Annotated in this window: 15 protein-coding genes; 4 read left to right on the top strand and 11 right to left on the bottom strand. The window is 29.6% G+C overall.

What is annotated here, in order from left to right:
* Positions 1 to 463 precede the first annotated feature (463 nt).
* Positions 464 to 2266, top strand: a complete 1803-nt coding sequence (glmS, locus tag EDD60_RS00545; protein WP_066447453.1) for a glutamine--fructose-6-phosphate transaminase (isomerizing) — start codon at positions 464 to 466, stop codon at positions 2264 to 2266.
* A gap of 20 nt (positions 2267 to 2286) precedes the next feature.
* Here glmS and EDD60_RS00540 read toward each other — a convergent pair whose 3' ends face one another.
* The 4 genes from EDD60_RS00540 to EDD60_RS00525 all read right to left on the bottom strand — a co-directional run bounded on the left by EDD60_RS00540 (position 2287) and on the right by EDD60_RS00525 (position 4787).
* Positions 2287 to 2853, bottom strand: a complete 567-nt coding sequence (locus EDD60_RS00540; RefSeq protein WP_066447455.1) for an HD domain-containing protein — start codon at positions 2851 to 2853, stop codon at positions 2287 to 2289.
* Between the two features lie 102 nt (positions 2854 to 2955).
* Entirely contained in the window at positions 2956 to 3081 is a 126-nt protein-coding gene (locus EDD60_RS16690; RefSeq protein WP_396627781.1) for an LPXTG cell wall anchor domain-containing protein, read from the bottom strand.
* 192 nt (positions 3082 to 3273) lie between these two features.
* The gene (locus tag EDD60_RS00530) at positions 3274 to 4047 is read right to left on the bottom strand and encodes a MurR/RpiR family transcriptional regulator (RefSeq protein ID WP_066447457.1); all 774 of its coding nucleotides are present in this window, start codon (positions 4045 to 4047) and stop codon (positions 3274 to 3276) included.
* Positions 4044 to 4787, bottom strand: a complete 744-nt coding sequence (locus EDD60_RS00525; RefSeq protein ID WP_066447459.1) for a MurR/RpiR family transcriptional regulator — start codon at positions 4785 to 4787, stop codon at positions 4044 to 4046. The genes EDD60_RS00530 and EDD60_RS00525 overlap by 4 nt, the downstream gene beginning before the upstream one ends.
* Positions 4788 to 4969: 182 nt before the next feature.
* On the opposite strand from EDD60_RS00525, the gene EDD60_RS00520 reads away from it, so the two are divergent.
* Both EDD60_RS00520 and EDD60_RS00515 read left to right on the top strand, forming a co-directional pair.
* Positions 4970 to 5647 (top strand): suppressor of fused domain protein, encoded by a 678-nt coding sequence (locus EDD60_RS00520; RefSeq protein ID WP_066447461.1) that lies wholly within the window; start codon positions 4970 to 4972, stop codon positions 5645 to 5647.
* A 233-nt stretch (positions 5648 to 5880) separates the two neighbouring features.
* Positions 5881 to 6777, top strand: coding sequence for a PD-(D/E)XK nuclease family transposase (locus EDD60_RS00515; RefSeq protein WP_066447462.1), 897 nt, complete (start codon positions 5881 to 5883; stop codon positions 6775 to 6777).
* A gap of 267 nt (positions 6778 to 7044) precedes the next feature.
* Here the strand turns inward: EDD60_RS00515 and rhaD are convergent, their stop codons facing one another.
* From rhaD to EDD60_RS00480, 7 genes are all read right to left on the bottom strand, one after another.
* Complete coding sequence (gene rhaD, locus EDD60_RS00510) at positions 7045 to 7872, bottom strand: rhamnulose-1-phosphate aldolase (RefSeq protein ID WP_066447465.1); 828 nt, start codon at positions 7870 to 7872, stop codon at positions 7045 to 7047.
* Between the two features lie 2 nt (positions 7873 to 7874).
* Entirely contained in the window at positions 7875 to 9122 is a 1248-nt protein-coding gene (locus EDD60_RS00505; protein WP_066447466.1) for an L-rhamnose isomerase, read from the bottom strand.
* On the bottom strand, positions 9119 to 10510 hold the full coding sequence (gene rhaB, locus EDD60_RS00500; RefSeq protein WP_066447469.1) for a rhamnulokinase: 1392 nt from the start codon (positions 10508 to 10510) through the stop codon (positions 9119 to 9121). The genes EDD60_RS00505 and rhaB overlap by 4 nt, the downstream gene beginning before the upstream one ends.
* A gap of 326 nt (positions 10511 to 10836) precedes the next feature.
* Positions 10837 to 12261 carry a 6-phospho-beta-glucosidase gene (locus tag EDD60_RS00495; protein ID WP_132226108.1) on the bottom strand — a complete coding sequence of 475 codons (1425 nt, stop codon included), beginning with the start codon at positions 12259 to 12261 and terminating at the stop codon, positions 10837 to 10839.
* On the bottom strand, positions 12245 to 14803 hold the full coding sequence (locus EDD60_RS00490) for an NADPH-dependent FMN reductase family protein (RefSeq protein WP_066447476.1): 2559 nt from the start codon (positions 14801 to 14803) through the stop codon (positions 12245 to 12247). The genes EDD60_RS00495 and EDD60_RS00490 overlap by 17 nt, the downstream gene beginning before the upstream one ends.
* A 50-nt stretch (positions 14804 to 14853) precedes the next feature.
* The gene (locus EDD60_RS00485; RefSeq protein WP_066447479.1) at positions 14854 to 16122 is read right to left on the bottom strand and encodes a PTS sugar transporter subunit IIC; all 1269 of its coding nucleotides are present in this window, start codon (positions 16120 to 16122) and stop codon (positions 14854 to 14856) included.
* A 100-nt stretch (positions 16123 to 16222) separates the two neighbouring features.
* On the bottom strand, positions 16223 to 17188 hold the full coding sequence (locus tag EDD60_RS00480; protein ID WP_066447482.1) for an AraC family transcriptional regulator: 966 nt from the start codon (positions 17186 to 17188) through the stop codon (positions 16223 to 16225).
* A gap of 140 nt (positions 17189 to 17328) precedes the next feature.
* Here EDD60_RS00480 and EDD60_RS00475 point away from each other — a divergent pair, with 140 nt between their 5' ends.
* Positions 17329 to 18318, top strand: a complete 990-nt coding sequence (locus EDD60_RS00475) for an AraC family transcriptional regulator (protein ID WP_066447485.1) — start codon at positions 17329 to 17331, stop codon at positions 18316 to 18318.
* Positions 18319 to 18343 lie beyond the last annotated feature (25 nt).

The raw sequence follows: 18343 nt of genomic DNA, 5'->3' as shown, positions 1-18343 counted from the left end.
CTATTATATATATACCCACTTTTTTCTCATTTTTCTTTTTTTTAAAGCAACTTTTTTTAACATTTTTTATAAATTTATTATCTAAAATAGAAATTTCATTGAATTCATCAACATAATTTACAAAAATATTTTTTAAATTTTCTTTTTTAAATAAAGCTATTTTCTATCCTTATCACATCATTTTCTTTGTTGCATAAAATAAAGTGTTGAATATTTTTAAATTTTGAAAACTATTGATATTCATTTCATGTATAATGAAACACGTTATTGATGAAGGAATTAAAAAAGAAGCGCCAGGACTCTATTAGAGTTGACGAGGACCAGATTTATCGAAAGATTCGGCGGATGATCTGGAGGTATGATGCTACCTAAACGATGAGCAAAAATAATGAGTAATCATTAAACAAATATCATCAGGCATAACTTCATTCAATAATAAATAATTTAATGGAGGTATGTTTTTATGTGTGGAATTACAGCTTATTGCGGTAATGGTTTTGCTTTACCCTTTTTAATGCAAGGTTTATCTAAACTTGAATATCGAGGGTATGATAGTGCAGGTGTAACAACACTTGAAAAAGATGGTTTAAAAACTGTCAAATGTAAAGGGAGATTAAAAAATCTTGAAGAAAAATTACAAGATTTTAAAATGGAAGGACATGTAGGTATTGGTCATACAAGATGGGCTACTCATGGGATTCCATCTAACTTGAATTCTCATCCTCATACAAATGATGATGAAACAATTTCTTTAGTGCATAATGGCATTATTGAAAATTATCGTGAATTAAAAGAAGAACTTATTCAAAAAGGTTATCATTTTCAATCTGAAACAGATAGTGAAGTTGTTGTTCATCTTTTAGATGATTATTATGATGGAGACTTATTTGAAGCAGTTAAAAAAGTTCTCAAAAGGATTGAAGGAAGTTATGCATTATGCATTGTTTCTACTTTAGAACCTAATAAAGTCATTGTTGCTAAAAAAGATAGTCCTTTAATCATTGGAAAAGCTGATGGAGCTTATGTTGCAGCGAGTGATATTCCAGCTTTATTGGAATATACAAAAGATGTTTATTTCTTAGCTGATTATGAAATGGCAATTTTACAAGAAAATCATATTGACTTCTTTACTCATGAAGGAGAACCTATTGTAAAAGAACTTGTCAATGTTCCTTATGACCTAGAAGCAGCGAAAAAAGATGGTTATGATACATTTATGTTAAAAGAAATCTATGAACAACCACATGTCATTGCTGAAACATTGAGAGGTAGAATTGTTAATCAAAAGATTGTTCTTGATGAACTTAATGATATTGACTTTCATCAATTTAATAAAGTATATTTTGTTGCTTGTGGAACAGCATATCATGCTTCACTTTGTGGTTCACAAGTTTTAGAAAGAGCAACCAAGCTTCCTGTGATTGCAACAGTGGCAAGCGAATTTAGATACAACGATCCACTTGTTGATGAACAAACTTTAGCTATCTTTGTTTCACAATCTGGAGAAACCGCTGATACACTTGCAGCACTACGTTTAGCTAAAGAAAAAGGAGCCACAACAATTGCTATTGCAAATGTTTTGGGAAGTACTATTTCTCGTGATGCCAATTATGTTTTATATACATGTGCTGGCCCTGAAATTGCTGTGGCTTCAACCAAAGCCTATACAACTCAACTTGTCTTATTGATTTTACTTGCTTATTATATCGCTCAAGAATTAGGAAAAGAAATTGATCATGAATTGATTCAACAGTTAAATACAATTCCACAGTATGTTGAAAATATTTTAAAGGATCATAGTATTTTTGAAAATTATGCGAAAATGTTAGAAAATTTACATGATGCTTATTTCATTGGTAGAAGCTTGGATTATGCAAGTGTTTTAGAAGGGGCTTTAAAACTAAAAGAAGTTTCCTATGTCCATGCTGATGCTTATGTGGCAGGAGAATTAAAACATGGTCCAATTGCCTTAATTGAAGATGGTTCAGTTGTGATTGCAGTGGCTACACAACCTCATATTGCGGCAAAAACAATCAGTAATATTCAAGAAACAATGGCTAGAGGAGCAAGAGTTATTTTACTTACAACGCATGGTGAAGAAGTTAAGAATGTTGAAAACACTTATTATTTACCTGATGTTGTTCCTACTTTACAAGCTATTTTGGTTGCTATTCCATTACAACTCATTGCCTATTATACAGCATGTATCAAAGGATGCGATGTTGATAAACCTCGTAACCTTGCAAAATCAGTAACTGTAGAATAAAAAAATGTAACATCATATCATTATGGTGTTACATTTTTTAATTTTTCAATTGTATCTTTTCTAACTTCTTCTCTCAATTCAGTCAAATATTTAGAAAACGCAACTTTATCATCAGCATAGACTTTATTTAATTCATACTCATTTTCACTCCAAGTTTTTAAATCAGATTCATTATGTTGTATTAAAGCTTCTAAACTATCTATCGCTTTGAAAAGTTTTGCTTCAATCGTTTCACGTTTTGCCATTTCATCAAACAATGCCAACATTTCCAAAGAATAATCTTGTGGTAATAATTTAAGCCACTCTTTTAATAAATAATCTTCTCTTTTTTCATCCTCCTGCGTTTTATCAAACGTTGGAATGTCCCCAGTAAAAGATTCACCTAAATCATGAATAATACACATCGTTATGACTTTATTCATATCTGCTTGAGGAAATTCATCTTTAAGAAAATAAGCCATTAATGCACAACGCCAACTATGCTCTGCTACACTTTCATGCCTTCCTTGTGATGTATAACAATGTCTTGTCGCATCTTTTAACCTTTCCCCAATATCTAAAATATCTAATAATTTTCTTGGTTCCATTTCATTTACCTCCTATCACTTATTTTATCATTTATTAAATCTTTTTCATATCAAAACAAAAGACTGCTAAATTCTTTTTTTAACAGCCTTTTTTCATTCATATTAATCTTCTTTTCTTCTTATAAATAATAATCCAGCTAAAGACATCAATCCTAATCCAACAAATGTTGTGATAAGTGTTGTATCTCCAGTATTTGTTGTATCCTCTTTTTGATTATTTGTCTCTATTTCAGTCGTATTACTATTATCTGGGTTATTTGTATCTCCATTTTCACTTTGATAATCTGGTATTGATGATTCAATTCAATCATCTGATTCAAAATCAATATCAGGTTTATTTTCTTTACGAACTTCTAATTGTTTAATAGCATTCAATTGCTTCTGTTATGAGATCAACTTGACTTTCAACACATGTTCTACTTAGAATCTTTGTTCAAAATGTTCATGATAAAACTGATAATAACTTAATTTTATTAAATCCAACAACAATATGTAAAGAATATCATCATAATCACTATTCATTGTATGAGGTAAAGTTAACTGCAAAGCAATTTCCTTTAAATCAGATACTTCTTGTGAAATTAATACGATATCTTGATGAAGCTGACATAATTGTTGAAAACCTTCTTTATTTAACTCAATAAAACGACCTGTCAAAGTAACAATGATATTCACTGCTTCATTGCTTTGTAAATCAATTTGATCAAAAGGAGTTTGATGGACATGAACAGGGACTTTCATAATTGCCATATCCTCACTAAAAGATTCCACTAATGCTAGAGGAAAAACAGCACCATAAAAATGAATACTACGTTTTTGAATAATCATGTTAACAATTTTTTGAACACTTTGATATAAATCTTGTTTATCTAAAGAGTCTTGTGAAAAGAGTTCAATTTTATTAAATAAATCCTCAATCTGAAGATTTTGACATTTCTTAGTCAACTGTTCTTTTCTTGTTTCTAAACTAGAGTAAAGATACTTTTTAAATTCAGCATAAGTATCAAAACCAATTAATTGACAGAATTTAATAATTGAAGTTGTTGATGTATAACAATTTTCAGCTAATGTCTTAATACTCATTGCATCTATTTCATACAAATGATCAATAATATAACTAGCAATAAAATTCATATTATCTTTTCTAATTGTATTTTGACTAATCATAATAATTAATGATAATACGGTATTCATAACATTCCTCCTTGATCAATGTCATAACTAAGCTGAATATCAAACAAAGCTAAAGCAATATTTTTCATTTGCTTATGAGTCAATAATAATTGTATAGTTTCAAAACCATATTCATTATTCATACCATCCCCAATATAATATTTATGAAAAGGAAAGTCTTTTAAATGGCTTAATTTAATCATATCAGCCTGATTAAGAGTTGCTTCATTAAACATATGTATTTTCATTGAAGTATCGATAATCACAAGTAAATCGTTTTCTTTTAAACTTTCTATTTCATCCATCATTATAGAATAATTCCAATTCATCAATGATTTGAACATTTTATTATGTTTTCTTAAAGCATCAAAAGTATTTGATAAGATATTCATTTCTTCTTGATTTCCATAAAATAAAATCTTAGATGCATTGATCATGTGCTTTGCTAAAGATTGAATATGAGAAACATCTAAAGTATTTTCAAAAGGAAGATTTGTAGGCAACATTTCAAAGTTTTTATTTTCTAAGAGATGATATTCTCGATAAATTTCTTTTGTTAAATCTTTAAAGCTAGGAAATTTTGCTTTACTATAAAAGCGATGAATTGAGGCTTTAGAAATACCTGTATCTTGAATACATTTTTGTAATGTCATAGATTTCATTTCTTTTAAATGAGTTAATAAATAATATGCTAATTCCCCATCTATTTGTGAAATTCCTTCTATTTCATATAATTTTTGTAATTTATCAATAATATACATCTCAACATCACCTCTTAACTATATTACCTCTTTTCATTTCCTATTTCCAACTTTTCCAAAAAATGAAAATATCTAAAAAATATTTTTAATACGACAAAATTCAACATTTTGAAATATATCTATTTTTATTGTATCTAATTCTAAATCAAGATATAATTTTTAATAATGAAGGGAGAAAAAACATGGGATTATTTGACAAATTAAAAAAAGATAGACAATCTAATAAACAAGAAATAACAAAGGAAGAAATACGGGCTGATGGTTGGGATGCAATTACAGAAGCTTTTGAAAAAGTTTATCCTACTCAAAAGGATCCTAAACATTATGGAACTTTAATCAGTTGGCGTTTAGGCGGAGATTCGCCATTACAAGGAATCAGTATCTATGAAGGTGAAGATTATTGGCATTTTGTAACTTATGGTTTATCAGAACTTTATGAAAAAGAATCCGAAAATAAAGAAATAAGTGGTTATGGTATGGAGTTTACTTTCAAACTTAAAAAAGATCATTATGAAGATGAAGAAGCAGAACTTAAAGGGATTTGTAATATTTTACAAACAATTGCTAAATTAACTTTTGTCAATGGAGAAATCTTTAGACCATATGAATATATTTATACTGGTCAAACACAAGGAATTGATATCAAGATGTTATCAAATATTACTGGTTTTATAACAATTCCTGATACAGATGTAGCGCCTATTTCAACACCAAATGGATATGTTGAATTTGTAGAATTTATTGGTGCAACCAACAATGAATTAATCGCATTAAAGAATCAAGAATTAACTGTTAAAGAATTGTATGAAAAAATGGGAACAGATGTAACAAATTATTATAGGGATTCGCTTATTAAATAGAAAATAAATTTCTAATTATTCTTTTGTATTTTGAAGTATAAATAGAGGAATTGATTTTATTGATAATAATTCAATAATCTCAGCCTCTCTTTTTTGTATTTATTTGCTTTTAGCATATTTTATGATAAAATTAAAGCTAAGGAGGACCCATTATGTAAAATATTTAAAAAAGTTTCCAATAAAAAAAGAAAAATCGATTTAAAATCAGTATATAGTAGTAGGAGGTATTTTATATGATTGATTTAAAATTAGATTTTTGTTTTAAGTACATTTTCACTAATCAATGTGATAGTGATAGTACATATCTTTTAAAACTGCTTGTTGAACAAACAACACATTTCCCTTTAAAGCGTTATATCATTACCAATCCTGAAATTCTTAAACTGGATGCAACTGACAAAACAATACGTTATGATATTTTGATTCAGGATCAACAGGGCAATCAGATTGATATCGAGATGCAGCGGTCTCATTTTTCAAAAACACAGGCCAAACGTTTTGGCTTCTATGGGGCCACTCTCATTTACCAAAGTTTGAATGTTGGTGAACATTATGCAAACCTAAAACATAACGTGCAGATTATTCTCATTGATGATATTCATGAAGAACATCACAGTCTGATTGAAGCCTTTGAAGCAAGGACACCTCTAGGACAAAGAGAAATCAAAACTGACCATGACGAGGATATTTTATTGATTCGCTATTATATCTATCTACCTTATATTGATGTCATCGCAAAGGAAAAAGGTGTTGGTCAATTAAGTGATTTTGAAATGATGATTTATATTTTACAAAATGGTATAAATGAAAAAGTGAAAAAATACAAAGAAAGGAAGATAGTTCAAATGATGGAAAGAAGAATGTTAAAACTCCAAATGGATAATGAATCACTAAAACGTGCGATGGAAAGAGAAATTGCCTTAGCATGTGATGAAGAAGAAAAGAAAGAACGAGAAAAAGAAGGTGAAAGAAAAGCTTTAAAAGATTGCGTTGCTTTTAAATATCCTAAAAATGATTTAAATTGGATTGATGATTGCAATGAAATCCAATGCCAAATGATAAAAGAACTCTTATTTCAAGATTTATCTTATGAACAATTTTATGAAAGTATACAAAAATATATTGCATAGACTTTATCAATATTAGCTAAAACGATGGGAAGAAAACGAAAAACATTTATTTCAGTATGTTTTAAAATATTATCTAAAGAATGACTTAGAATGGATGAAGGATGATGAGAGTCATCAAAGAGATATTATCCCATAACTTAACTTATAAGAAATTTTATAAAGTTATTGAAAAGTATTAGGAACATAAAAAGATATCTTTCAATGGAGATATCTTTTTCATATATGATAAGTATTTTCTTTTTTGGGAGGAAAAGAATAAACACTTTTTTATTTTTGATATAAAAATTCTTCTGGTAATGTCACTTGAAAAGCCTTTGCTAATGAACGAAATTCATCAGGCTGAATTGTTTGTAACTTTGTTGGTGACATTGATAACATTTTCACTAAAATCTCTGCTGATTTTTCTACAGTATGTGCTAGTCCAAACGTGATATCAAAGTTTTCACCTGAGCAGAAGATTCCGTGATGTGCCCAAATAGCAACATCATATTTTTTCATTAATTCACTTGTCGCTACAGCTATATCCTTACCACCTGGTACCATCCAAGGAACAACTCCAACACCGCTAGGAAAAACAACTGGACATTCTGTTGCCATTTCCCAGAGTTCTCTAGTAAAGATTTCATCTTTTAATGGTAAAACAAATGTTAAGGCAATGACATTTGTTGCATGACAGTGATAAATCACACGATGTTTACCATTGCTAGCTAGTTTTTTGACTTCATGATTCATCAAATGAGATGGCAATTCACTTGTTGGCACTGCCCCATTAATTAGTCCCCAAACAACACGATATTTTGTTCCTGTTTCATCAATTTCAACAATACCAATATTTTCTTGAGGAGCAAGTTCAACATTCCTAAAGAATTTTCCAGAACCTGTCGTTAAGAAATATTCTCCAGCCAAGTGAGGAACTTCAGTTCCAATTTCATCCCATTCTCTTTCATTGGTAAAATAACAAGCGACTTGTTTGACTTCTTCATCTTTCATACGATAAGTAAGGTTTCCTCCATTACGTTCATGCCATCCTTGAGCAAAACCATCACTGCACATTCTGATAAATCCTTTAATAAATTCTAAATCTAATATATTCATGATTAACCCCTCTTTGCTAAAACATCTGTTTCATATTTTTTAACATCTTGATACCATTTTTCTCTAACTGGCACTTGATTTCTTTGACAATATTCATCCCAAATATCTGAGAATGGATAAGTTTTCAATTCTTCTTGAATCATCATGATTTTTGTAAAATCACCAGCATCTTGTAATGTTCTTAATTCATCATAAGGTTGCAGTAAGGCAAACAACATTGCTTTTTGCATATTACGCATACCAACAACCCAAGCTGCAATACGATTAATGCTTGCATCAAAGAAATCTAATCCTAATAAGACTCTCTCCATAGCATCATTTCTTACAATTTCCTTAGCAATCTCTTTTGTTTCATCATCAAATAATACAACATGATCACTATCCCAACGTACTGGTCTTGTCACATGTAAAGCAACTTTATCATGGAACAACAACATAGCTGATAATTTATCAGAAACAACTTCTGTTGGATGATAGTGTCCATTATCCATCAATGGCAGAATGTCCCTTGTTTTGGCATAATTAATAGTAAATTCACTTGAGCCAACTGTATAAGATTCCATTCCTATTCCAAAAACCTTTGATTCTAAACAAACAAGAACTTTTTCTTTATCATAATCCATAGATAAAATTTCATCTAATGATTCTTTAAATCTTTTTCTTGGTGTTAAACGATCACCTGGAATATCTTTCAATCCATCAGGAATCCAGATATTCATCAGGCAAGGTGTTCCAAGTTCACTTGCAAAATATTCACTAATACGAATACATGCTTGACAATGTCTAATCCAAAAATCTCTAATATCCTTATCGGCTGAAGAAAGCGTTAATCCTTCAGCTTTAGGATGAGAGAAAATAGTTGGATTGAAATCTAAACCTAATCCCCTTTCTTTTGCAAACTCTACCCATTTTTGAAAATGCTTAGATTCAATAGCATCACGGTCAACTTTTTCACCATCTTCAAAAATAGCATACGATGCATGAAGATTAATCCGTTTTTTCCCAGGAATCAGTTTTAAAGCCATATCAATATCATCCATTAATTCTTTAGGATTACGGGCTTTACCTGGATAATTTCCAGTTGTTTGAATTCCTCCTGACAAAGATCCTGCTCCATCAAATCCAACAACATCATCACCTTGCCAACAATGCATAGAAACAGGGAAGTTTTGTAATTGACTGATAGCTTGTTCTACATCAATACCCATGTTTTGATAAATTTCTTTTGCTTCTAAAAATCTTTGACTCATAATTGTCCTCCTTTATATTCTTTCACTTCAAATGAAGCTTTAATCAATTGCCTTCCTTCACTCAAATCATTCACAACTCCTTGTTGAATCAATTGAGCTAAAATATTCCCTAAAGCAGTGGCTTCAATTGGACCAGCCACAACTTTACGCTTACATACCTTAGCAATCATTTCATTCAACAATTCATTTTGGCAACCACCACCAATAATATTAATCGTATCAAAATGTTTTCCTGTAATATCTTCTAATTCTTCAATAGCTTCTTTATAACAATGTGCTAATGAATGATAAACACAATAAGCAATCTCACCAACACTTTGAGGAGCCATTTGATGTCTTTCTTCAAAATAACTTTTAATTTCTAAAATCATACTTTCTGGTTTTAAAAACCTATCATCATTCACATCAAAGATACCATCAAACGGAGCTCGTCTGGCTTCTTCAACTAACTTTGCAAAACTATATTGATGACCTAAATTACGAGAAACCTCTTGAATAATCCATAATCCCATAATATTTTTTAAAAAACGATAACGATAATCATATCCACCTTCATTTGTAAAATTAGCAACTCTTGCTTTTTCACTAACATAAGGTGTTTTTGTTTCAATTCCTAATAAAGACCATGTCCCTGAACTCAAAATCACACTGTTATCTTCAATAGCTGCCATATAAGCACTTCCTGTATCATGAGTTGCTGGAACAACAACTTCTATATTCGTTCCAATCACTTTTTGCATATCTTCTGATAAACTTCCTAAAGATGTTCCTGGCATAACCATCTTTTGAAAAATCTTTTCATCAACTTCACAAAAATCTATCAGTTCCTTTGATAATTGATGAGTCTCAATATCTAAAAGTTGTGTTGTTGACATATTGGTATATTCATTAACCTTTTTTCCAGTTAATAAATAATTGAGATAATCTGGTACCATCAAGAAATCAACTGTTCTTGTTTTTCTTATGTCATTGTCACTTGCTAACTGATAAAGTGTGTTAAACTTTTGAAACTGAATACCTGTTTTTTGATAAATATCTTCAAAGACTTTTTGATTCACTTTTTCATGAATCAGCTTATCAACACGATTATCTCGATAAGCATAAATCTCATCAATTCTTTGTCCCCTATTGTCTAATAAAGCATAATCTACTGCCCAAGTATCAATACCTAATGTGGTTGGAACTTTTCCACATTTAACACATGCCTTTATTCCAGCAACAACTTCACCAAACAAATAATCTATATTCCAATAATAATGTTGATTTTTCATTTGAACATTGTTTTCAAAACGATAAACTTCTTCCAACTTCATTTTTCCTTCTTCAATAAAGCAAAGAATATGTCTCCCACTTGATGCTCCAATATCAATGGCTAAAAAATATTTCATCTTTCCACCTCACTTTTGATGATATCATCATACAAAAAAACAACCTAGATTTTAATGTCCTAGGTTGTTTTTCCTATTGTCCTATTTTGCCTTTTAATCTTTTTAATTCTATGATATAAGAAACAACAAGAAGCATTGATAGACATAAAGCAATCGCATTTATAAAATAATATAATGCTTGTAGTAACATATAACCAAACCATATGTTTTAATCGCTGATATTTTTCACCTTCATTTAAATTCCACCAAAATAACTTCTGCATTTTTATCAGCTTCTTTACAATTATTATACAGCTTTTCCTATCATATCTAAAGATTTAAAAGACTTAACTCAAATCATTACCATTACTTTCAATAACTTTTTTGTACCAATCAAATGATTTCTTTTTTCTTCTTTCTAGTGTTCCATTTCCTTGATCATCTTTATCTACATAAATAAATCCATAACGTTTACTCATTTCACCTGTTGAAGCTGATACGAGATCAATACATCCCCAAGCTGTATATCCTAATAAATCTACTCCATCTTCATTGATTGCCTGTTCCATAGCCTTAATATGTTCTCTCAAATAATCAATACGATAATCATCTTGAATTGTACCATCTTCTTCAATTTCATCTTTAGCTCCTAATCCATTTTCAACAATAAATAATGGTTTTTGATAACGATCATACAAAGCGTTCAAAGTTATTCTTAAACCTAATGGATCAATCGCCCATCCCCATTGACTTTCTTTAAGATAAGGATTTTTTGTACCAGCAAACATATTCCCTAAACCATCTTTATTATTTTCAGAAGTAGAAATACAACGCGAAGAATAGTAACTCAAGGATATAAAATCAACTGTATTTTCTTTAAGAATATTTTCATCTTCTTTAGTTATTTGGATATGAATTCCTTCTCTTTCAAACATCTTTAAAGCATATCGTGGATAATATCCTCTTGCTTGAACATCAATAAACATATAACTTTCTCGATCTTTTTCCATTGCTGCAAAAACATCTTCAGGTCGACAACTATATGGATAATGTGATCCAGCAGCTAACATACATCCTATTTTCATAGATGGATCTATTTCATGAGCAATTTGAGTTGCCCAACTACTTGCAACTAATTCATTATGAACAGCTTGATATTTGGCCTGCTTTTGATCTTCACCATCCTTAAAAACAAGGCCAGCTCCCATAAATGGCATAAACAAAATGTCATTAATTTCATTAAAGGTTAACCAATATTTGACTAGTCCTTTATATCTTGTAAATAATACTGTCACTAATCTTTTATAAAAATCAATAAGTATTCTGTTCTTCCATCCACCATACTTTTTAATTAAGTATATAGGCATATCAAAATGAGTAATAGTAACTAATGGTTCAATCCCATACTTATGACATTCTTTAAATACATTTTCATAAAATTTGAGTCCTTCTTCATTAGGTTCTTCTTCATCTCCATGTGGAAAAATTCTTGTCCAAGCGATAGATAATCTCAAAGTTTTAAAGCCCATTTGAGCAAATAATGCAATATCTTCTTTATAACGATGATAAAAATCTATCCCCTCTTTAGCTGGATAATTATACCCATCTTCAAATTCCAACATTTCTCTTAATCCCATTGCAACATCAAAACGTTGTGGACCATGTGGAATAACATCCACATTTGCCAAACCTCTACCGCCTTCATTATAGGCACCCTCACATTGGTTTGCTGCTATTGCACCACCCCATAAAAAATTATTTGGAAAACTCATTTTCTTTTTCCTCCTTACTATAAATTTTAATATTTTTTCTAATTCCTAATGGCTCTATAGGTATATATACTGAAAAAGCATCTCTTTGATTTCTTGACAAATTATTTGTAGTAATGATTTCAATTTGATTTTTTCCTTCAACAACTGTTTGTGATAAATCAAAAATATATGGTGGAGCAATATAAGTTCCTCCATCTTTACCATTTACAATGATTTGAACAATTTCATAAGCTTCTTCTAATTCTAAAAGAACATTTTTTTGTTCAATATTTAACTCAAAATGATATTGAATTTGTCCTGAAAAATGTGGATATAATTTTGTTAAATCATCTTCAATAAACATCTTTTTAGAGCTTGAAAAAATTTGTTCCTGATATGATTTTAATGCAACATCAGCAACTTTTATTGTTTGCAATAATTGTCCTTTACAATAAAGTTTTTGATTTGATTTTCCTGTAACCAAAATAATTGATTGATAAGGTTCTAAATGTAAATGAAATTTCTTTTTATCAAATAATTGATTTGCTTCTAATTGATATGTCTGGTTGCTATAGGCATCATAAATCATCCAATTTTTATTTTCTAATGTAATATTTGTATCTATACAATGGCAAATATCTTCATTATTCAACATCATAACTTCTCCATCATCATGAATATAATGATAAGTTACTAAATAAGGTTGATTACTTTCACATTTTACATCTTGATATTGCTTAAACTGTTGAGATAAAGAAGATAATTCAAGAACTTGACACAATCCTTTATATAGCATATTGACTGGATAATCATTCATAAATACAACTTGGATATGTTGTGATAGTTCTTCAATTTTCTTTAATAAATGTTGAGGTAATCTCTGCGCATAAGGTATTATTAAAACTTCATACTCATAATTATTGATAATATAACTTTGATTGTTGATTTGAGCATCCAACAAATAATCCTCACTGATAATATCACAAGCAATCTGATGTTGTTGAAGTTCTTTTAAAACTTTTTGCATTAACATATATTCTCCAGACCATTCCCCAAATGCATGATACAAAACACCTATTTTTGCTTCATGATATCCACCACTCAATAAATGACAAAGTCTATCAGCATAGTGTGACCATTTATGAAAATATGGGTATTGTGGGTTTTGACCATGCGCATAAAAGTGAGGTGGACAATCCCAATCTGGGAAAGGAGCTGGATTAAAGGCATGAGGAACGATTACATTTACTCCATGACTTAACATATGATCAGTTATCCATTTCATCATTTTGAGTCCTTCAACCCAGCCATATGCTCCAAAAGCTTCACACATCAATCGTCCATTTTTTTGCGGATCTAATTTAGCTGAAGATGCTCCCATTTTGACTAAAGCATAATGATAAAACTCTCCATCACTACCTCCTGTACTAAATGCATCATGATAATAATCCATTCCAGGCACAACTTGTCCACCAATAATATCAATTCCAGCTATTGTTTGACCAGCAATCCCTCTAAAATAATGTCCAACCCCATAGCCCAATCTTGCATGAGCATTATTATCTTCAATGACATGTCCAATATAATCAACACCTCTACTTTGACACCATTTCCCTATATATTGTGAAAAATTCTCACTATACAAACGTGTTATAATATCCATATATTGAAATCTTATCATTGAAGCTTTTTCACTTTGTCCAAGAAATAAAAAGACAAGTTGTTCATCTGTAAAATCTTTAGTTTTCTTTAAAATATCATAAACTTCATGATTCCAGGGAAGGGGCATTTCTTTTCTACCAATTGATGCTTGAGGCCCTTTTATATTTCCAAAGCGTGGTTCATCTGAAAAAAAACCAACAATTGTTTTACCAAATTCATCTTGATAATGCTGAAAATGTTTTTCATATACTTCGTCAATTAAAACTTGAGTTGCTTCTTTTCGCATAGGATCTAAATAATCTTGGGTTGTTTCTTCACCACAAATTGTTTCATACAAAACAAAAACACTATAATGTTTATTTTCTAAAGAAAGATGTAATGTGTGATTATCATAACAATGACTGACATCTTGTAGTGTTTCTTCTTTAAAACTCTTTTTATCAGTCACATCATTTTCAACCAAAATTGCTTTAAAAAAGCAATCTTCCTGATGGCGTTTATCCCTCATCAACTCACGCATATCAACAAAATAATCTAAATTAATTTCTACTTGTTCGTTTGTTCCTACAACATCAAATCTTCGATAATTCAAATACCTTTTTTTAAGATGTTTAGGAACTTTTCCATTCGCATAACCCGTTGGAAATCGAGCATCATCTAATATCCATATTTTCATATTTCTCTTTTTGGCTTCATGAATAATACAATCCATTGTTTCCCACCAACCCTCAGCTAAAAATTCTGGATGTGGTCTTGATTCAATACATATATGATAAATCCCTTGTGTATACATTTGATCCATATATTCTTTTATTACATCTAATGATTCTCCATGTTGCCAAAAGAAAGGATACAAATAATGATTATTTTTGTTTTCTAAATTTTCTTTTAATCGTTTCATAGTTTATCTCCTTGTTAGAATATAAAAGGAATTGTCATGACGACAATTTCCTAATTTTCTGTAGATGGATTTTCTTCTAAGTAAGCTTGTTTATCTAAGATTTTAAAGAATGGTAAATAAGCAAGAACAGTAATCAGAATTTCAATAATATTCCATAAAGCAACGCGCCATCCACCAATTAATAATCCTGAAAAGACTGGTATACAAGCCCCTGCAGCAATCCCATTACCTATTGGTAAAATTCCTGTAATTGTTAAAATATATGAAATTCCAATTAAAATGACTGGTAAAAAGACAAATGGTATCATCAATGTTGCGTTTAACATACAAGGTAATCCAAAGACAACAGGCTCATTGATTCCAAAGCAAGATGGAACAATAGCTAATTTTCCCATTTCTCTATAACGTTTACTTTTAGCAGCAAATGCACATAGCAGAATTAAGCCTAAAGTACATCCAGCTCCACCAATATTTCCAATTGCATTAACCCAATTGTAAGTCACAATATTACTGGCAGCTCCACCAGCTGAAATTGCAGATACATTCGCCATATCAGCTGCCATCCAAATCGGCATAACTGCACTCATAACAGCAATTCCATGAATTCCAAAGAACCAACAAAAACCACTTAACACATAAATAAGTAAAGCCGCCCAAATAGAACCTCCTATAGATGATAATGGTGCACCAATCAATCCATAAATAGCCTGATGAACATCACCAAATGGTGTCATTTGAATTAAGATTGAAATAATTCCAAAAATCAATGCAATAGCAGCTCCTGGTATAATTCCAGAGAATGATTTAGAAACAAATGGTGGTACACTATCTGGCATTTTGATAGTTATATTCTTACGCATTAAGAAACTGTAAATATAACCTGTTAGTAATGCAACAAACATAGCAGTAAATAAACCTTTAGCACCTAACCAACTAAGTGGTAAATTTGTCACAGCAGCCCATCCTTCACCAACTGTTTCCATTGGTGTCACAATCATAAAGGCAATTAATGATAAAATTCCCCCTGTAAAACCATCATGTCCTTCATTTTTAACAAATACATAACTAATTGCAAAAGCAGCATATAAAGCTAACATGTTTGTTGTAACATTCACTAAAACTTGAGTAAATGCATAAATTCCGGTTGATTGAATAAAGTTTTGATATGCTGGAATTGGAATTTGTTGTAATAATGATCCAATTGCTCCAATCATAAGAGCTGGCATTAATGACATTAATGCTTTTGAAATTGTTTGAATAATTTTGTTGTTGTTTAATGCATTAGCAAATGGTGCTAATACCTTTTCTATTTTGTCCATAATTTATTTTCCTCCCTCTTTTATTGACACCTATATCCTAACAAAGTTATACATTACAAAATATATCTATATTTGTTTTGCCTATTATCCTTTTTTGCACCTAAATAAATTGTTGACGATAATCATGTGGTGTCATATGATATTTATCTTTAAATATTTTATAAAAATAAGTAACATTTTCATAACCGACCTCTACCATAATATCAGTTACTGCCATTTGTGTTGTTTTTAAAAGTTGACAAGTTGCTTTTAATCTTTCTTCTTGAATCAATTGTTTAAAAGTTTGACCAGTTTGTCTTTTAATAATTTTACATATCTTATAATCTGGTTGATGAAGTTGTTTAGATAATGTTGACAATGAGCCTTCTTGATAAGAAGTAGCTATATATTTTAAGATTGTACTACTCAATAATTTTTCGTAACTATTAGATTGATAGGTTTCAATACATTCTGGATGATTCATTAATTCAGCCAATAATAAGCCAACTAATAGCTTTAGTTCTAAATGACTATTTAATTCGGGCTCATATATTTGAGTAATGATAGACTCTATATAATCTCTAATGATTTGATTATCTCGAACTTTAAATATAAGATATTCGCTATTATTATCATAAGAATATAAAGCATCAAAAATAAAATGTGAGACATCATTTTCTTTTTCAATCATATAAGATAGAAATTCCAAAAACTCCGCTTTCATAATAAAATTAAAAATAATATCATTTTCATCACAATATTCTATAGAATGTTCAACATTTTGATTCAATAACAATAGTTCACCTTGATGAATCGTAATCCTTTGATCATCAATAATATGCGTCATAGAACCACCATAAACATACATCAATTCAATATAATTGTGCTTATGTTTTGGATAGGCCATAAAACGTGCATGTTTTCTAACTGCTAATTGTTGTGTATCATCTAAAATCTTATGACAATCAATAATTTGACTTTCTTCATTAAGATATATACTTTTATCAACAACATGTTCACCATTTAAATGATGAATTTCTTCTTCAGTGAAATAAACAAGTTTTTCTAAAATATCTAAACGTAACATTTTATTCCTCCTTGTAAGAGTTATCATATCCTTATTTGTATTTTAGCATGTTATTTAATAAATAAATATATCGTTATTTGAAATAAAAACTAACCAAACTTTAGATTGTATGATAAAATAGATAAAGCGAGGTGAGCATCATGAATTATGAAAGACTTGATAACATATTAAGACAACATACTGATTCTGAAGAAAGACATTTACAAGGTTCAATGCATCAATATAATAATCTTACAATCTCTTTAGATGAAAAAAATCAAGAGATATACCATTTCACCTTTTCTCAATTACTAAGAAATGATTCAATTATGTTAACAAGAAATGAGAGATTTGCTGAAGTTCCTAATCATATCCATGATTATATTGAAATCAATTATATGTACTCTGGTCAATGTGAAGAATATATTGATGGAAAAAAGCATCTTATTCACAAAGGACAAATGACTTTCATTGATACAAAAACACCCCATGCGATTGGGATGACAGATGAGGATGATATTATGATTAATTTTCTGATAAAAAAAGAATATCTTATAAATCACTTTTTGTCTCAATTAAACAATAAAAATCTCATCACTTCTTTTTTTATTAATACTATCAATGAAGAAAATGCTTCATCAAATTATATGATTTTTAATACTGAAAATAATGAACGTCTACAAATGTTTATTTATGAATTTCTTTATGAATATTATTTTCCTTCACTGAATGCTAGAGAAATTATGAATAGTTTGTTTGTCTTAATTATTTTAGAGATGATTAATTCTTTAAGTACAAGTGTCAATTATGAATCTATTACTGAATCTAATACAATTATTATCAATGCCTTAAGTTATATGGAAAAGAATTTTTTAAATTGTTCACTTGAAACAACGGCCAAACATGTTGGTATAAATCCTTGTTATTTGACAACCCTTCTTAAAAAATACATTCATCAATCATATAAAGAATTAATAATCCAATTACGAATGGACTATGCTGCTAAATTGATATTAAGCAATCAAGATTCTATTGATAATATTGCTAGAAAAAGTGGTTATCAAAATTTAACTTTCTTTTATAAAAAGTTCAAAGAAATCTATCATTGTTCACCTAAAGAATATAAACAAAAGAATAGTGTTTTATTTTAAAAATAAGAAAATGAGTCTATTTTTA

This window comes from Longibaculum muris, assembly GCF_004343035.1.
Taxonomy (GTDB): Bacteria; Bacillota_I; Bacilli_A; order Erysipelotrichales; family Coprobacillaceae; genus Longibaculum; species Longibaculum muris.
Note: the sequence above shows the minus strand (reverse complement) of the source record. Positions and strands in the feature narration are given on the sequence as shown.